Origin of the sequence: Spirosoma fluviale (genome assembly GCF_900230225.1) — a bacterium.
Classification (GTDB): Bacteria; Bacteroidota; Bacteroidia; order Cytophagales; family Spirosomataceae; genus Spirosoma; species Spirosoma fluviale.
Map to the genome: position 1 here is coordinate 169,936 of NZ_OCNH01000005.1, position 17,076 is coordinate 187,011.

Sequence of the window (17,076 nt, forward strand, 5' to 3'; positions counted from 1 at the left end):
CTAACCTGTAAAAAAATGGTCTATATAGTCGCATTATTAGCAGTAGTCTTTTTAGGATTGGCCGCGATGGTTGTGTCCAAAATGGCAGCTGTTGTTAAAACCGCAGGTGGCCCTAAAGAAGAGGGTGAGATTGGTTTGAGCAACAAGATCAATGGGGCTCTGTTTGTTGTGTTTTTTGTAGTTGGCTTAATAGCCGCTGTTTGGTCGTTTATGTATGCCCGGCAGTTCTTCTTACCCGAAGCTTCATCTCCTCACGGACGGCGTACGGATAACCTGTTCTGGATTTCGATGGCGATGATCACTGCTGCGTTTGTTCTGACGAATGCTTTGCTCTTCATATTTGCATGGATGTACCAGCACAGAGAAGGATATAAGGCAGCTTATTATCCGGAAAACCACAAGTTGGAGTTGATCTGGACAATTGTTCCGGCCGTTATCATGGCCGTAATGGTGTTCACCGGTTGGAGAGCATGGCGCGATATTATGTCAGAAGCACCAGCAAATGCCCAGGTATTCGAAATTGTTGGTAAGCAGTTTAACTGGATTGCCCGCTATCCTGGAGTTGACAACAATAAGCTGGGCAATTTCAACTACAAGTTGATCGACAATAATAACGAGACTGGGATCGACTACACGGATGAATCTTCTTTTGATGATTTCGTATCTACTTCGGAGCTACACATTCCAGCTAACAAGCCCGTTTTGTTGAAAATTCGTGCTCGTGATGTTCTGCACAGCGTATTTATTCCTCACCTGCGTGTGAAGATGGACGCTGTTCCAGGTATGCCAACCCGTTTTTGGTTCATAGCCGATAAGACGACGGACGAAATGCGTAACCTCACCGGAAATCCTGATTTTACCTACGAAATTGCCTGCACAGAAGTATGTGGACAAGGGCACTTTTCAATGCGTATTCGCCTTATTGTTGAAGATGAGGCAAGTTGGGAAGCTTGGTGCAAGCAGCAAAAACCGCTGTTAACCTCAACTCCTGAATTGGCTACTCGTATTCCAGCAAATTTGAAAGCAAAAGCAGCAAAGTATCTGCCTGCTGATGCCACTGCTGCGCCATCCGATAGTTCTACCGCATTAATACCACGCCAAGGTGGAGTTTCTGTAGCAACCACTACACTTCGTTAATTTTTAACTTACAACAAACCAATACGATGGCGACTGTATCAGCTAACCCGGTAATTGTGGCACATGCAACAGAGCATGACCATCACGAGCCGCAAAGTTTTTGGCGCAAGTATATTTTCTCTGAAGACCACAAGACGATTGCAAAACAGTACCTGATCTCTGGTATTCTGTGGTCAATCATAGGAATTAGCTTGTCCGTAATGTTCCGGCTTCAGTTGGGTTTCCCAAACCTGAAGTTGGGTTTCCTGCGCCCGGTATTGGGTAGCTGGATCAATGAGACTGATAAACTTGACCCTGATTTTTACCTGGCATTAGTTACCATGCACGGTACAATCATGGTGTTCTTCGTACTAACGGCTGGTTTGAGCGGTACTTTCTCAAACTTCCTGATTCCGTTGCAGGTGGGAGCTCGTGATATGGCATCTGGCTTTTTGAATATGCTGTCATATTGGTTCTTCTTTATCGCCAGTGTTGTCATGTTCTCTTCGATGTTCATCGAAACGGGTCCGGCAGCTGGTGGATGGGTCATTTATCCTCCACTGAGTGCATTACCACAGGCTCACAAAGGTTCTGAACTGGGAATGACACTATGGCTGATTAGTATGGCCTTGTTCATTGTCTCACAATTGCTGGGTGGTATTAACTACATCACTACAGTGATCAACCTGCGGACTCGGGGGATGTCATTCAGCAAATTGCCCCTGACGATCTGGGCGTTTTTGCTAACGGCTATTCTGGGATTAATTTCTTTCCCTGTATTATTGTCGGCTGCTCTGCTGCTTATCTTCGACCGTAGCTTCGGTACCAGTTTCTACTTGTCTGAGATTTATATTAAAGGCGAAGCATTACCGAACGTAGGGGGTAGTCCAATCTTATTCCAACACTTATTCTGGTTCCTAGGTCACCCGGAGGTATACATCGTTATCCTGCCAGCGCTGGGTATGACATCGGAAATTATTGCGACCAATGCTCGTAAGCCAATTTTTGGATACCGTGCCATGATTGCATCTATGATGGGTATTGCCTTCCTGGCGTTCATCGTATGGGCTCACCACATGTTTGTGACCGGGATGAACCCATTCTTAGGGTCTATCTTTATGTTCCTGACATTGATCATTGCGGTTCCATCGGCTGTAAAAGCGTTTAACTACATTACGACACTATGGCGTGGTAACATTCGCTTTACGCCTGCCATGTTGTTCTCGATTGGTCTGGTATCGTTCTTTATCTCGGGTGGTATCACTGGTCTGATTTTAGGTAACTCGGCTCTTGACATTCAATTGCACGATACATACTTCGTAGTCGCTCACTTCCACCTTGTGATGGGTGCTGCTTCAGCCTTTGGTTTGCTGGCGGGTGTGTACCACTGGTTCCCCAAGATGTTTGGCCGGATGATGGACGAGAAACTGGGTTATATCCACTTCTGGTTAACTTTCATTGGTATTTACCTTGTGTTCTTCCCAATGCACTATGTAGGTATTGCTGGTTTTCCACGTCGTTACTATGCATTCACCAGCTATGATTTCACGAAGAATATCTTTGCTGACATGAATGCATTTATCAGCCTGGCGGCAATCTTCACCTTTGTAGCCCAGTGGGTATTTATCTATAATTTTGTTAATAGCTTAATTAGAGGTAAAAGAGCAACGCAGAATCCATGGAAGTCGAATACACTCGAATGGACAACGCCAATCGTTCCAGGTCATGGTAACTGGGTAGGTGAGATACCAGCCGTTTACCGCTGGCCATATGATTACAGCAAACCAGGTGCAAAGGATGACTTCATCCCACAAAACGTACCTTACTCTCAAACGCCAGAATCAAATCTTCCACACGAGAATGAATTGATTAGCCTGGAAAGTGAGATCGAGGCACAAAACCTGAATGATCAGTTCAAACAGCCTCATTAATAAAAAAGAACAGCGCTTCCAGAGCCTGGCTTTTCTGACGGTAATTGTCATCTATCTGCTAATTCTTGCTGGTGGAATCGTTAGAGGCACAGGCTCTGGAATGGGCTGTCCTGATTGGCCCAAGTGCTTTGGCCAATGGATTCCTCCCACAGAGATTTCGCAGCTTCCTGCTAATTACCAAGAAGTTTATGGAGCAAAACTCAAAGGTGAAATTGAATTTAACGCCGTTAAGACCTGGATTGAATATATTAACCGCTTATTAGGTGTTCTTTCAGGCTTTCTCGTCTTTGCTACCCTAATTAACTCCTTCACTTATTTACGGAAAGACAAATCAATTGTTATAGGAAGCCTGGTGGCTTTTTTAATGATTGGTGTCAATGGCTGGTTAGGCTCACGTGTTGTTGCTACTGAATTAGCACAACACATGATCACTTTACACCTGTTACTGGCTATTGTTGTCGTCTTTGCACTATTATTTGTACTCATTCGCGCAAATGCTGTAAAGCTAAAGGACGAGCGTAACACGAGTAATATAGGTGGATTGAGAGGACTGGTAGTATTAGTAATGATACTAACATTGGGGCAAATCATACTCGGTGCCCAAGTTCGGGATGCGCTTGATTTCGTTGTAAAACGATTAGGATACGCGCAACGAAACAGCTGGATTGAAGGGTTAGACTGGCGCTTTTATATTCACCGCTCCTTCTCATTAGTGCTGTTTGGCTTACATGTGCTTGTGCTCTACCGGCTAAGAAAGTTAAGTACATCAATAGTAATTCGTCGACTGACCAACTATCTCATTATACTAGTTGTTGCAGAGATAGGCACGGGTGTAATTATGGCTTATCTGGGCGTGCCTGCTGCAGCTCAACCAATCCACCTTTTGTTAGCCATATTGATTGTAGGGTTGCAGTTTTCGGTTAGCATCCTGCTAACCCCCAAACTTCTAATAGCTCAGGACAAGCAAGACATGTCCCAATTAGTACAAGCTTAGTATGGAAAAAATACTGGCAATCGCCACTCTTAACGGGAAAGCAAAAGCGTATATCGAGTTAATCAAGCTTAAACTAACACTGGCGGTCGTTTTTTCGGGCGTCTTTGGGTACTGTCTGGCCTCAGACAATGTGGTTTGGTGGAAAATTGCTGTATTGACGATTGCTTCAATCTGCATCACCGGAGCAGCAAACATTATCAACCAAATTATAGAGAAAGAGTCGGATAAAGTAATGAAACGTACAGCTGTGCGGCCATTACCGACTGAGCGTCTATCCGTCAATGAGGCTGCTGTATTTGCCTTTTTGTTATTCAGTATTGGATGCTATTTATTCGTAGAAGTCTTTAACATACGGGCGGCTGCATTGGCCGTACTTTCGTTGTTACTGTACGGATTCGTTTATACACCACTAAAGCAGAAAGGACAGATTGCTGTGTTTGTGGGAGCCTTACCGGGCGCATTTCCGCCAATGATTGGCTGGGTTGCCGCTACAAACCATTTTGGCTGGGCTCCAGGAATATTATTCGCCATTCAGTTCTTTTGGCAGTTCCCTCACTTCTGGGCCATTGGCTGGCTTGCTTTTGACGAGTACAAGAAAGCAGGTATTCAAATGATGCCGGGTGACGGAAAAACAGCCGAAACAGCTTATAAGATCATGATCTACACACTGTTTCTAATACCTGTGGGATGGTTACCTTATTTGCTCGGTATGACGGGTATTAATTCAGCGCTGGTAGCAATGGTTGGCGGAATCTTGTTTCTGGCACAAACGTTTCACTTAATGAGAACCTGTACCGACAAAGCAGCTTTGCAAATGATGTTTGGTTCATTGCTGTATTTGCCCATTGTACAGATTGTTTATCTACTAGATAAAGTATAACAACAAATCATGAGTGAGTTAGTCAACGATATTTCAATTGCCGAAGAGCCACAGGAAACGCTCTCAATGAACCCCCGCAAGTTTATCATGTGGTTGTTTGTTGTTAGTATTATCATGCTCTTTGCCGCTATGACCAGTGCTTATCTGGTGCGTAGAGCGGAAGGTAACTGGCTTGAATATGATATTCCAGCCGTCTTCTCGTACAGTACAATTGTTTTGGTCATTAGTAGTCTGACAATGCACTGGGCTTATCTGGCCGCAAAAAAAGACAACTTTCCGAGCTTGAAAATAGCGATATCTATTACTTTTGTACTCGGAGCAATATTTTTATACATGCAGTTCCAGGGTTGGGTTGAATTAGTAAACGAAAATGTATTCTTCGTTGGCAACCCGGCTGGTTCTTTTATGTACATTTTTACCGGTCTACACGGCTTTCACCTTATTTCCGGTTTAGTCGTTTTACTAGTTGCCTTGATTGCTTCGTTCCGACTCCGTATTCATGCTAAAAGCCTGAATCAGATAGAAATAGCGGCAACGTATTGGCATTTTTTAGACATTTTGTGGTTGTATTTGTTTTTCTTTTTAGTCTATTTTCATTGATAATCTTTTAGACGCATGGCGGCTACTGTAACGCACGATACCCTGACGACCGATTCGGATCAAGTGTTCGATAAGAAAACCTGGATGGGTGGAGTTGAACCTATGAAAGTGAGCTACGGCAAGCTGATGATGTGGTTCTTCTTAATTTCGGATACTTTCACCTTTTCGGCGCTATTAGTAACGTATGGCCTGATTCGGTACAGCTACCCGGCCTGGGATCCAGCAGTATTCGGCGAGGTGTTCAAATTTTCCAACCTTTACTGGCCAACACCAGAGAAGGTGTATAATTCAGTACCATTTTTGCATGGCGTTGATCTACCCCTGATTTTTGTGGGTATCATGACGTTCATTCTTATCTTCAGTAGCGTAACGATGGTATTGGCCGTTGAAGCTGGTCACCGGATGGATCGTAAGGATGTTGAGAAGTATATGCTATGGACTATCCTGGGAGGTTTTACTTTTTTGGGTAGCCAGGCTTGGGAATGGAGCCACTTTATTCACGGTACGGAGACTGGTACAACCATTACCGAGCTGATCAATGGTCAGGCCGTTCAACGTACTATCTTTGGCGCTAACTTGGTCGAAAACCAGTATGGACCGCCAGCCTTTGCTGACTTGTTCTTCTTTATTACGGGTTTTCACGGAACGCACGTATTTAGTGGAGTTGTTCTGAACATCCTGATTTTCTATCGGGCATCTACCGGCCTGTACGAACGTCGGGGCCATTATGAAATGGTTGAGAAAGTTGGTCTTTACTGGCACTTTGTTGATCTGGTTTGGGTATTCGTCTTTACATTTTTCTATCTGGTTTAATTACCCTGAGTCATGTCTGATCATTCACACGGAACCCACGAGGTTGGTGAAATTCCACCAGCTAATACAGGCCTTATCTGGCGCACGTTTTTCATTCTGTCGGCTATAACCGCTGTTGAATTTACCCTGGCTTACTTTATGAAAGCGGGTGGTTTGAGAACGTCGATTTTCGTAATCATGACGTTGGTGAAAGCCTTCTACATTGTTGGTGAGTTCATGCACTTAAAGCATGAGGTGAAAAGCCTCATCTGGGCAATCGTTATCCCTATTGTCTTTATCATCTGGCTACTTGTGGCTTTATTGACCGAAGGCGGTTCTATTTTTCAATTACGATAACTAATGACGGTTAATCGAAAAGCCGGGATCCTGCTCGTTACGTTGCTGGTCCCGGCTTTGCTGTATGTATTCCTTCGATTTGGAACGCAAAATCACTATGCGTTACCCCGCTATTTGCCTAAAATCGACTCAACAAACGGTGAGCCGTTAATGGGTAAAGTTAATCTTCCCGATGGAAGTCAGGTAACGGATACCATCTTCAACCAAATCCCACCCTTCAAGCTGATTGATCAGGACGGGAAGACGGTTGATCAGTCGATTGTAAAGAACAAAATCTACGTAGCCGATTTCTTCTTTACCCGGTGCGGGACCATCTGTCCGCGCATTTCATCCCAGCTAACCAGGGTACAGGATATCTTTCGCAACAACCCGGATATTGTGTTTCTTTCGCATACGGTAGACCCCGAACATGACCGGCCAGCCCAGTTGAAGGCCTATGCAACCAAGTATGAGGCTATACCGGGAAAGTGGTACTTCTTAACGGGGAATAAAGCAGATATTTACGATCTGGCGATGCATGGCTATTATTTGCCTACGGTAGATGCAGGGGTGAAAGAGGGTAAGCCGGACGAAACTTTTATTCACAGCGAGAAGTTGGTATTAGTAGATAAACAGGGGATTGTCAGAGGGTTCTACGATGGAACCGACAAAGAAGACGTTGATCGTCTGGTCCTTGAAATTCGCGTGTTACTGGACATTTACAGCAAAGAATAATCAGGAATTTATGGAAGCGTTGAAACCCGTTCAGGAACAAAAAGCTAATCGGGTTATTAATGTGCTCTCGATAGCTATTCCGGTGGCCGTGGCTATTCTGCTCGGCATTCGGCAAAAGGTTGATTTGGGTAGCTGGACGACCGTCCTGCCCCATCTAAATGCGGTTATCAACTCACTCACAGCGTTACTGCTGCTGATAGGCTTTTACTTCATACGTAAGGGAAATATTGCGGCCCACAAACGGACTATGTTGATGGCGTTTGCGCTAGGCTCGGTATTCCTGGTCAGTTACGTGCTCTATCATCTAACCAATCAGTCAACGCCGTTTGGCGGTAAAGGCTGGATAAGACCAGTATATTACTTTTTACTGGTATCTCACATCTTTCTTTCGATTGTAGTTGTTTGGTTTGTATTACGAGCCGTTTATTTTGCATTAAGTGGTCAAATAGAAAAACACAGGCAAACTGTAAAGTATGCCTTTCCCATCTGGTTGTACGTAAGTATAACAGGTGTAATTGTCTATTTTTTGATCGAACCTTATTACATTTATTAACACGGAGAAAATCATGAGAACCTGGAAGGTGTGGCTCGTAATTGTTATTCTGTTAGCTGTTTCTCCTGAATTAATGGCTCAGTGTGCCATGTGTCGGGGAACGGTTGAAAGTACTGTAAGCAATGGCCGAAGTGTGGTTGCTTCGAACCTGAACCTTGGCATTGTCTATTTATTAATGATTCCGTACCTGATTGTAGTATCAATTGCTTATTTGTGGTACAGGAACAGCAAACGTGAGTATGGAAGACGTCTCGAAATCGCAGGCCGCGTTAAAAGGGCTATGTCCTAGATGTAGACAGGGCAAAATATTTAAAAAGCCTTTCTACTCGCCCACGGGCTTTGATGAGATGTACGAACTGTGCCCTCATTGCGGATTACGCTATGAAATTGAACCCGGTTACTTTATCGGAGCCATGTATGTTAGCTATGCCATATCAGGTGGCGTTGCCTTAGTCTTGGGATTTCTGATATTTTATTTGGGGGGCGATCCGGACGGTTGGGTATATGCTAGCATTATAGCACCGGTCATGGTCGTAATTGCACCGGTTAACTTTCGAATATCACGGGTAATCTGGCTCCATTATGTTGCCGGTATCAAATATGTAAAAGGGCTGTAATGGCCCTTTTTTTATTGCCCGAAAAAATAATCACTGGGTGATTATTTTTTTTGACCTCATGCAACCAGCCTCCCTTAACTTGCATCTACTCAATGAACCTGAACGAATATGCTTCGAATTATACCGTTTTTTACAACAGAAGCTAAGCTGATTGGAGCGCTGAAACGGGGCGAAAGCCGCGCGCACAAGGTCATCTATGAACGGTATGCTGGTAAAATGCTGGCTGTTTGCACACGGTATTGCGCGAACAGGGCGGATGCCGAAGAAGTAATGCTGGACGGTTTTATGAAGGTTTTTGAGAAAATAGAGCAGTTCCGGGAAGATGGTAGTTTTGAAGGGTGGATCAGACGTATTATGGTGACAGAGTCGTTAATGTTTCTGCGAAAAGCAAAACAATGGCGACAGGAGGTACCTCTTGAAGATATTACCGTTGAACCGGATTATGAATGGGCCGATACAGCCGTCAATGAAAATGATTTACTGCGGTTAGTGAATCAAATGCCCGATGGATACCGTACAGTATTTAATCTGTATGCTATTGAGGGATACTCACATGCCGAAATAGCGGAAATGCTTGGAATCTCGGAGGGGACGTCAAAGTCTCAGCTGAGTCGTGCGCGGGTGTTGCTGCAAACGAACTTGAAGAAAATGGAACAGGAAATTCGATCTGAATCCTATGAAAAAAAATACAGAAAAACTGCCAATTGACGATTTGTTTGCCCGAAAGCTGGGTAACATGTCACTTCCGCCCAGTGCCGATGGCTTTGAGCGACTACAGGCACGTATGAACCAGCAGAAACCGGAACCACGCCTGGTTTTCTGGCGAGGTCCGGCTGTGCAACCGTATTTGGCGGCAGCGGCCTGTATAGCGATAGTTTGCCTGTTTGGCTGGCTATATTGGCCATCAGGGGCTGGCAATAATTCAGAACAAAACAGTGTAGCGGTGAAGGGGAATGTGCTTGAAAAACAAAAGCTGGACAATCAACGGCCATCAGGTACTCAGCCACAATCCAAAGAGACTGAGGAGACCCCTGCTGGATTGCAACCCGCAGCCAATACGCCACAGCTTGCCGATAACAATGAACCGGTGACGGTGAACGAGAAGGTAACGAATCCGGCGTCAGAAAGCGTGAAGAGGGCAAAAGTGGTTGACAATGCACCATCGGTAATAACGCAGGTACAGAACGAAGCGGTAATGGCGCAAACAAAAACCGTTGAAAACAAGGGAAATGCGACCCATAATGCGCCCGTCTATGTAACCCCAATAACCCCAATAGAAACGGTAAATACGGATCGTGTCGCCGAAAACAAAGCCGTGGCTAAGCCAACTCCTACTGCTGAACGCGTATTGGAAGTAACAATTGCAGAGCCACAGGCATTGGTAGCGGCCCGTCTGGAAGCGAAAGCAATTATCGAAGAAAAAACAGCAGTGGCCCAAACTGATAAAGCGGAGAAGGAAACGAAAGGAAGTTTGTGGCAACAAGTGAAGCGTATTAAGCAAGGCGAAGTATTTGCCCGGCAGGATGATGTAAATAACGAAGACCGTGGCCTGCTCGGACGGGCTTATAGTGGCCTGAAAAATAGTTTAGATAAAGAGAAAGCAGCAAAACAATGACCCCACGAATACATAAACTAATCATGCTGGTACTGGCTATTCCGATGTTTGCCAGCGCTGGAACCAGGTCAACCCATCCAACCGATTCGCTGGTAATTCGCTTTGCGAACCGGACTCGCTTGGTAATTTATGCACCCGACAAGGCCGCTATTCAGGCGCTATCCAGTTACGACCTGAACAAGATTGTTCGGGAGATGGGTATGAAACTTGATTCGGTGCCGGATGGAAAGACCGCTATTTCGAAAGATGGAGGCCAGTTTCTGAAAGACACCGTTCTTGTTGTAACGAAGAAGAAAGACGGAGTCACCATTGTTATAAACAATACAGGTGATACGCTTACCAACCCATCCCGGAAAACCGATAAGCAAGACGAGGATTATCAACGGGCCAAACGTCGGAAAAATGACCGAAACAGAAGCAGCTTTGATTATGGCTTGAGTATTGGCCTCAATAATTTTATTCAGCAGAGTTCAAGTCCGGCTTATCCCGAAGATAATTATGATTTACGGCCAATAGGGTCGCGGTACGTGGCGTTGTCGATGGGAGCCATGCCAACTCTAATACGCGGTAAATACGCGTCGCTGAAGCTCTATTATGGCGTTGAAGTGGCCTGGAACAATTTCATGTTCCAGGGAGACAACATTGCTGAAAAGACGCCAACGGGAGTCGCATTCCCAGATGCCGGTCGTGATCTGCAAAAAAGTAAACTGACCGTTTGCACCATTGGCGTACCCGTAGTGCCCCGCGTAACGTTTTACAACAGCGACGGCCGGAAAATATGCCATCTCGGAGTGGGAGGTTATGTAAACTATCGACTAGACAGCTATCGGAAAATAAAAGAGGCCGATGGCAGCAAAGATCGTCGTCACTCCGACTATTACCTGAATAACTATCGCTACGGTCTCATGGCACACCTGGGCCTGCGTAGCCTCGACTTCTTTGTGAAATACGATTTAAATCCACTTTTTCAAGCCGAAAAAGGCCCCGATGTTCGAACACTCACGTTTGGGATCGGTTTTTAAGCTATGCCCGACAAAACGATTGCAATTATTGGCTGTGGCTGGCTTGGATTACCGCTCGGTAGTGAGCTGGCAGCGGATGGTTACCGCGTAAAAGGAAGTACCACAACGCCCGAAAAGCTCACCAGGCTAGAACAAGCAAGTATTCAGGGACATCTGTTGCGGTTAAATCCAGAACCGGATGGTGAACTGGAGACCTTACTGCAAGCCGATGTATTACTAATCGACATTCCGCCGAAAGCCGGTAAACAGGGAGATGCGTTTCATCCGGCCCAGATCAAGAACCTGACAGACGCAATCCGGCAATCGTCCATAAAGCATGTTATTTATGTGAGCTCTACCTCGGTCTACTCCGAACTAAACCGGATAATGGTTGAGGAAGACGTTACAGAAGTCAGTCAATCGGCTTCTCCAGCTTTAGTACAGGCCGAACAGTATGTGCAGAGCCTGGCTCCAGATCGACTTGTGACCATCGTCCGATGCGGTGGATTAATGGGCTATGATCGTATACCCGGCAAATACGTGGCAGGACGCACTGTCGATAGCGGAGAGGTACCAGTTAACTACCTGCATCGAAATGATGCTATAGGCCTTTTAAAAGCAGTTATAACGCAATCTTTGACGGGCGTCTACAATGCCGTTGCTCCAGAGCACCCAACGAGGGAGGCTATTTATCGCAAAAGCTGTGCTGACTTCGGTTACGCATTGCCAACGTTTATTGAGCCGGTAAATCCGGTGCCTTATAAAATAATCTCACCAGAGAAAATCATGTCTGATACAGGCTACCAGTTCCAATATCCAAACCCGCTGGATTTTTTGTATGAACTAGGAGCGTAGCAGATGCCGGACCCGAGGCCGGAAAAAGCCGCCCGAAGGTTTTCCCGTAGGCATAACCGCCCGGTTCAATGCGGCCAGAAACAGGAAGTAACCCCGTGCATGCCAGGCACGGAAACGCTCGCTTAACCGGGTGTCGTACTGCAGCATAAAATCCGACAGCTTGTTCAGATCGAACGTGTCCGAAGCAACACCAACGCCCGCCCGCTGCCCATCAATGGCATTACAGGCCTGCTCGAAATGATTCGGTTGCGGAATCATCAGGACGGGTTTACCCAAAAAAGCCGCTTCACAAACCGATTCAAAACCGGCCGTAGTGACAATCGCTTTGCAGCGGGCCATGAACTCCAGAAACCGTTTACCATCAATCGCATGATACGTCAGGGTGTCGTCAATAACTTGGTCTGGCCCGGTAGCATCTGCGTGAAAAGCATCCATCTTTTGCATAAGATGCTGCTGATGGGCCTTTTGTAATTCAACCTTCAGACCGGGCTGGGTTACGTAAGCCAGCAAAAAATCGGTAGTGAACGATGGTTTCAATTCGGTGACCTCCTGGCGAAGCAGCGGGGGCACCACTCGTAGCCGCTCGCGCGGTTCGTCTGCCTGGGCGTCGAACGACAGAGCAAGTAATTCCTTAGCGCCAAAGCAGGTAAGCCGGGTGTTTAATTTAAAGGCCTGCTCGTAGAACCACTGGCCTTTTGGGCGTTGAAAATTAGGGTGAAAGGCCATGTACTGATGAGCAATGCAGACCATCGGCACGGAAGGACGCAGCAGCGCGTAGGTCATTCCTCCCAGCATTTCGTAGAAATTAACAACCACATCCGGCCGCTCTGTCTCAATATGATCGCGTACTTGCTGTAGACTACGCCAGAATGGCTTCATCGTTTTGAGTGCCAGCAACGTAGTCTTGAATGGGTCCAGTGCATTGGTACCCGCATTATACACAAGACCCGGACTGAATACAGGCAGAATAGGTGCCGTAAACTTCTCGGCAAAAAAAGCAGGAACGCTGCGCTCAGCTGTAACGCCAACTATTGCGCCAATCACTTCATGACCGGCCATGTGTAAAATCTGGGCCAGCGACAGAGCCTGCGTTAAATGGCCCCGACCTTCACCTTGCACTAAAAATAAAACGCGCATGATAAGAGAATTAATTTATCTGAACGGATTCGTTGCTCTTTACGGGTTGACGCTCCCGATTAGTGGGAGAAGTATCTGAATCATCATTGCTCAGATCGCAGGTGTAGTATAGGAGACTCCAGTTCCCGGCATGGTCTTCTACCAGGGCACTGAGGGATTCAACCCAGTCGCCGGAGTTCATGTAAATGATGCCGTCAAATTCGTGAATGGCAGGTTGGTGAATATGACCGCAAATAACCCCGTTGCAGTGGCGGGCGCGGGCCAGCTCGGTTAGCTTCTGTTCGTAGTCGGAGATGTAGCTAACGGCTTTCTTTATGCGGGATTTTATTTGTTGAGAGAGAGAATAGTACGGTAAGCCCCGCCGGGTACGGTAGTGATTGTAAAATTTATTTACCCATAAAAGAAAAGTATAGCCAATGTCGCCCAGGTAGGCCAGCCATTTCATTTGTGAGGTAATAGAATCGAATACATCACCGTGCGTAACATAAAACTTTTTGGTTCCGGAGGTCAGGGTGTAATCCTTCCGGATCGAAAAATTCCTGCCCACCTTAAGCGGCATCACCTGATCGAGAAAGTCGTCGTGATTGCCCCGGAGATAGATAACTTTGGTGTCGTAATGAACGATTTGCTTTAAAACCGTTTTAAAAAAGGCGGTGTGTTTCTTTTTCCAGGTTCCGTACTGCTTCAACTGCCAACCGTCAATGATGTCGCCATTAAGAATAAGTTTTTGACAGGAGTAATTACGCAAAAACTCAGTAGCTTCTTTGGCCTTCGACCCGGCGGTGCCCAGGTGAATGTCAGACATAACGATGGTGCGGAAGTGCGTACTTGATTTCATGAACGAAACTACTGTTCATGAATGAATTAGGATTTACCGGAATGTTACCAAATTGACAAGCTTATAGCGTTGTTAAACAGATGCTTAACATTGACTTAACACAATAAGAATAGATGGAAAACCCAGTGCTTATTTTTGGAGCCGGTAGCCTCGGAATGACGGCTTTAGACATATTTCAGCGAAATACTGTAGTTGTCTATGGTCTATTAGATGATAATAAAGAACTGCACGGCAAAGAATTCAGTGATGTTTCTGTGCTTGGCGAAACAGACGATGATGGATTTCTAAAACTGATTGGCCAGAAATGCGAAGCCTTTGTCGCGATTAGTGACGGACGGGTTCGCAAGCGGCTGGTCAAGATGCTTAACGAACGACGCAAGATTCAGCCCGTAAATGCGATCCATGATACCGCAACCGTATCGGGTATGGCAACTATCGGGCATGGTAACCTTATTGCGGCCCGTGTGGTCATCAACCCCCTGGCCGAAGTAGGGCAGCATTGCATCCTGCAATCGGGAGTGATTATTGACAGCCAGGCTAAAGTGGGCGACTACGTTCTGCTTGGTACCGGAAGCGTTGTTAACAGTGGGGCAATTATCGAAGAAGGGGCTTTTATTGGCACCGGTGCCACGATTATTGGCGGGGTGACAATTGGCAAAAACGCCCGCATTGGCGCGGGATCAGTGGTGATAGAGAACGTAGAAGCCGGAACGACCGTATTCGGGAATCCGGCCAAAAAATTGTAATCCGTAGAGACGCGATACCTCGCGTCTCCTGTGCGTCAGCCATTAATTTCTTAGTGAAACGTCTAATAATGAGACTAGTGGCTGACGCACAGAAGACGCGAGGTATCGCGTCTCTACAAAAGAACGGTTTATTCAACGTATAAAACCTCGTTGGTCAGGAAATCCTGATAGGTGCGTTCCAAACCATCTTTTAATTCGGTGGTGTGTTTCCAGCCCATATTATGGAGTCGCGAAACATCCATAAGTTTTCGAGGTGTACCATCGGGTTTATCGGTGTTCCAGCGCAATTCACCCGTAAAGCCAACCGTTTCTTTTATCAATTCCGCTACTTCACGAATCGTGACGTCTTCGCCAGTACCGATGTTGACAAATAAGGCATCGTTGTAATTCTCCATCAGAAAGAAACAGGCAGCGGCCAGATCGTCGGCATGAAGAAACTCGCGTTTTGGCGAGCCAGTTCCCCATACTTCAACCGTCGGCTGACCATTTACTTTAGCCTCATGAAACTTACGAATCAGTGCAGGCAGTACGTGCGAACCCTGTAAATCGTAATTGTCATTAGGGCCGTACAGGTTCGTTGGCATTGCCGAAATGAAATTACAGCCATATTGACTCCGGTACGCTTCGCAAAGTTTAATACCCGTAATTTTGGCAATAGCATACGGCTCATTTGTTTCCTCAAGAAAACCGCTTAGCAAATACTCTTCTTTCAAAGGCTGGGGTGCTAACTTTGGATAAATACAGGAAGAGCCCAAAAACAATAATTTTTTGACGGCTGACTGATAAGCGCTGTGGATAATGTTGGCCTCAATCATCAGGTTGTCGTAGAGGAATTCGGCACGATAGATGTTATTGGCCATGATGCCGCCTACTTTCGCAGCCGCCAGAAAAACGTATTCGGGTTGCTCCTGTTGGAAAAAATCACTCACAGCAGCCTGATTACGCAAATCCAGTTCAGATGACGTGCGGGTAATGATGTTGGTAAAGCCTTCTGTCTGAAGCTTACGAACGAGAGCCGAACCAACCATACCCCGGTGTCCGGCAACATAAATGCGAGCGTGTTTTTCCACGTTAATTGAAGATGGACATAACCGCCTGACTAGTAGACGGACAGATTATAAAATAATATGACTTTGTATATCGTTGCAAAACTAACAAACTTCAGGCACCAATCGTTTGCCAATGCCATGTTTGCTTCTGACTTGAAACAACGGATTGTACTCATATTATTTACTGGTCTTTTGGCGTTTACAACACACGCACAAACGGCCCCGGCTTCGCTTACGACGGCGACTAAACCGGTTTTAGCGCCTTCGGGCGCGGCACCGTCGTTGTTGGATGGGTTTTCTTCCGTTCCTTCGTCGCTGACAACCCTGGGCTTACCAACACCAGCTTCGGTAAAGTCGTCGGTGAAAGCAAAAAAAGATGCTTTGGGTTCGCTGACATCACCCACATCAGGGACTTCTTCCGTACCATCATCGCTTACGACGCTGGGTTTACCAACTATGTCCTCTCTTAAAGATCAGAAAGATACCTATCTGAATGGGATCATGCCTGATCTGGGATTGAAGGTGAAGCAGCTTAAAAAACTGAAAGCCGACCGAAAGAGTAAGAGCAAACTGTCGAAGACGGAATACGAAGGACTATCGATGGTGAAAGCATACACCAAATTTGGGAGTGGTGATCGGACTGTGATCGAGGAGTTCTTTGTCCTGCGCGACAACGATGCCGTAAAACCACTGGCTTATGTTCGCGAGATCTACCGGTATTATCAGAAGTCTGCACGTGTAACCAGTTCTATTGTGCGGGATGAAGGAGCCGGATTGCTACTTCACGGGCCTTACAAACGCTATCAGAACAGCGATCTGGTTGAAGAAGGATATTATTATGCCGGTATGAAAGATGGCCGTTGGGAAAAATACGACAGTAAATTTATGCTGGTCGATAAAACCCGCTGGCATCGGGGCGTTCCGGCCGAGTCACGTCTGGTTTATTACGACTCTACACATCGGAAAGTAAAAGAAATCATTCCGATGGAGTACGGGAAAGTAAAGGGAACATACATGGCCTTTTACGAAAACGGACTACTGGCCGAGGAAGGGAAATACGATAATGGAATAAAAATTGGCCGATGGACGGAATACTACCCGCTCAATCCGAATGGCCGTCGAATGCGCCGAAAACTGTCACAATACGCCAAAGATCAGTGGGACACGGAGTTCGAGCCGTATACAGTAACCGAGTGGGATGAAAAAGGCAAGGTAACCTTCGAGCGTGCCAAAGAAAAAGTAATCCAGGAAGAAGAAACGGAGAATTAGTGATTGCTTAAG

19 protein-coding genes are annotated in these 17,076 nt (G+C 46.1%); 16 read left to right on the plus strand and 3 right to left on the minus strand.

The genetic code is table 11. The annotated features are described in order from the left end of the window. Positions 1-15 precede the first annotated feature (15 nt). The 14 genes from CRO74_RS23805 (at position 16) to CRO74_RS23875 (ending at position 12,025) form a co-directional block, all read left to right on the plus strand. Entirely contained in the window at positions 16-1,137 is a 1,122-nt protein-coding gene (locus CRO74_RS23805; RefSeq protein WP_097129599.1) for a cytochrome c oxidase subunit II, read from the plus strand. 26 nt (positions 1,138-1,163) lie between these two features. Beyond that, positions 1,164-3,047, plus strand: a complete 1,884-nt coding sequence (locus tag CRO74_RS23810) for a cytochrome c oxidase subunit I (protein ID WP_097129601.1) — start codon at positions 1,164-1,166, stop codon at positions 3,045-3,047. Then, complete coding sequence (locus CRO74_RS23815; RefSeq protein ID WP_097129603.1) at positions 3,022-4,041, plus strand: COX15/CtaA family protein; 1,020 nt, start codon at positions 3,022-3,024, stop codon at positions 4,039-4,041. The genes CRO74_RS23810 and CRO74_RS23815 overlap by 26 nt, the downstream gene beginning before the upstream one ends. A 1-nt stretch (position 4,042) precedes the next feature. Then, positions 4,043-4,921 carry a heme o synthase gene (gene cyoE, locus CRO74_RS23820; RefSeq protein ID WP_097129604.1) on the plus strand — a complete coding sequence of 293 codons (879 nt, stop codon included), beginning with the start codon at positions 4,043-4,045 and terminating at the stop codon, positions 4,919-4,921. A gap of 9 nt (positions 4,922-4,930) precedes the next feature. Next, the gene (locus CRO74_RS23825; protein WP_097129606.1) at positions 4,931-5,521 is read left to right on the plus strand and encodes a cytochrome c oxidase subunit 3; all 591 of its coding nucleotides are present in this window, start codon (positions 4,931-4,933) and stop codon (positions 5,519-5,521) included. Between the two features lie 15 nt (positions 5,522-5,536). Continuing rightward, complete coding sequence (locus CRO74_RS23830; RefSeq protein WP_097129607.1) at positions 5,537-6,334, plus strand: cytochrome c oxidase subunit 3; 798 nt, start codon at positions 5,537-5,539, stop codon at positions 6,332-6,334. 12 nt (positions 6,335-6,346) lie between these two features. Further along, positions 6,347-6,670 carry a cytochrome C oxidase subunit IV family protein gene (locus CRO74_RS23835; protein WP_097129608.1) on the plus strand — a complete coding sequence of 108 codons (324 nt, stop codon included), beginning with the start codon at positions 6,347-6,349 and terminating at the stop codon, positions 6,668-6,670. Between the two features lie 3 nt (positions 6,671-6,673). Next, positions 6,674-7,384, plus strand: a complete 711-nt coding sequence (locus CRO74_RS23840; protein ID WP_097129610.1) for an SCO family protein — start codon at positions 6,674-6,676, stop codon at positions 7,382-7,384. A 10-nt stretch (positions 7,385-7,394) separates the two neighbouring features. Beyond that, positions 7,395-7,937, plus strand: coding sequence for a DUF420 domain-containing protein (locus tag CRO74_RS23845; protein WP_097129612.1), 543 nt, complete (start codon positions 7,395-7,397; stop codon positions 7,935-7,937). A 239-nt stretch (positions 7,938-8,176) separates the two neighbouring features. Continuing rightward, positions 8,177-8,554, plus strand: coding sequence for a DUF983 domain-containing protein (locus tag CRO74_RS23855; protein ID WP_245877968.1), 378 nt, complete (start codon positions 8,177-8,179; stop codon positions 8,552-8,554). A gap of 108 nt (positions 8,555-8,662) precedes the next feature. After that, the gene (locus tag CRO74_RS23860) at positions 8,663-9,262 is read left to right on the plus strand and encodes an RNA polymerase sigma factor (RefSeq protein WP_097129618.1); all 600 of its coding nucleotides are present in this window, start codon (positions 8,663-8,665) and stop codon (positions 9,260-9,262) included. Beyond that, positions 9,231-10,169 carry a hypothetical protein gene (locus CRO74_RS23865; protein ID WP_097129619.1) on the plus strand — a complete coding sequence of 313 codons (939 nt, stop codon included), beginning with the start codon at positions 9,231-9,233 and terminating at the stop codon, positions 10,167-10,169. The genes CRO74_RS23860 and CRO74_RS23865 overlap by 32 nt, the downstream gene beginning before the upstream one ends. Further along, the gene (locus CRO74_RS23870) at positions 10,166-11,191 is read left to right on the plus strand and encodes a hypothetical protein (protein WP_245877969.1); all 1,026 of its coding nucleotides are present in this window, start codon (positions 10,166-10,168) and stop codon (positions 11,189-11,191) included. Before CRO74_RS23865 ends, CRO74_RS23870 begins: the two co-directional genes overlap by 4 nt. 3 nt (positions 11,192-11,194) lie before the next feature. Beyond that, on the plus strand, positions 11,195-12,025 hold the full coding sequence (locus CRO74_RS23875; protein ID WP_097129622.1) for an NAD(P)H-binding protein: 831 nt from the start codon (positions 11,195-11,197) through the stop codon (positions 12,023-12,025). Here the strand turns inward: CRO74_RS23875 and CRO74_RS23880 are convergent. Then, positions 12,014-13,162, minus strand: coding sequence for a glycosyltransferase family protein (locus CRO74_RS23880; RefSeq protein ID WP_097129624.1), 1,149 nt, complete (start codon positions 13,160-13,162; stop codon positions 12,014-12,016). The two genes, CRO74_RS23875 and CRO74_RS23880, sit on opposite strands and share 12 nt — an antisense overlap. 10 nt (positions 13,163-13,172) lie before the next feature. Beyond that, positions 13,173-14,000, minus strand: a complete 828-nt coding sequence (locus CRO74_RS23885; protein ID WP_097129626.1) for a UDP-2,3-diacylglucosamine diphosphatase — start codon at positions 13,998-14,000, stop codon at positions 13,173-13,175. Positions 14,001-14,113: 113 nt separating this feature from the next. Here CRO74_RS23885 and CRO74_RS23890 point away from each other — a divergent pair, with 113 nt between their 5' ends. After that, positions 14,114-14,746, plus strand: coding sequence for an acetyltransferase (locus tag CRO74_RS23890; protein ID WP_097129627.1), 633 nt, complete (start codon positions 14,114-14,116; stop codon positions 14,744-14,746). Positions 14,747-14,874: 128 nt separating this feature from the next. Here CRO74_RS23890 and fcl read toward each other — a convergent pair whose 3' ends face one another. Further along, positions 14,875-15,816: a GDP-L-fucose synthase gene (gene fcl / locus CRO74_RS23895; protein WP_097129628.1), complete on the minus strand. Its 942-nt coding sequence runs from the start codon at positions 15,814-15,816 to the stop codon at positions 14,875-14,877. Positions 15,817-15,873: 57 nt separating this feature from the next. Between fcl and CRO74_RS23905 the strand changes: the two genes are divergently transcribed. Then, positions 15,874-17,064, plus strand: a complete 1,191-nt coding sequence (locus CRO74_RS23905; RefSeq protein WP_245877970.1) for a toxin-antitoxin system YwqK family antitoxin — start codon at positions 15,874-15,876, stop codon at positions 17,062-17,064. Positions 17,065-17,076: the final 12 nt, after the last annotated feature.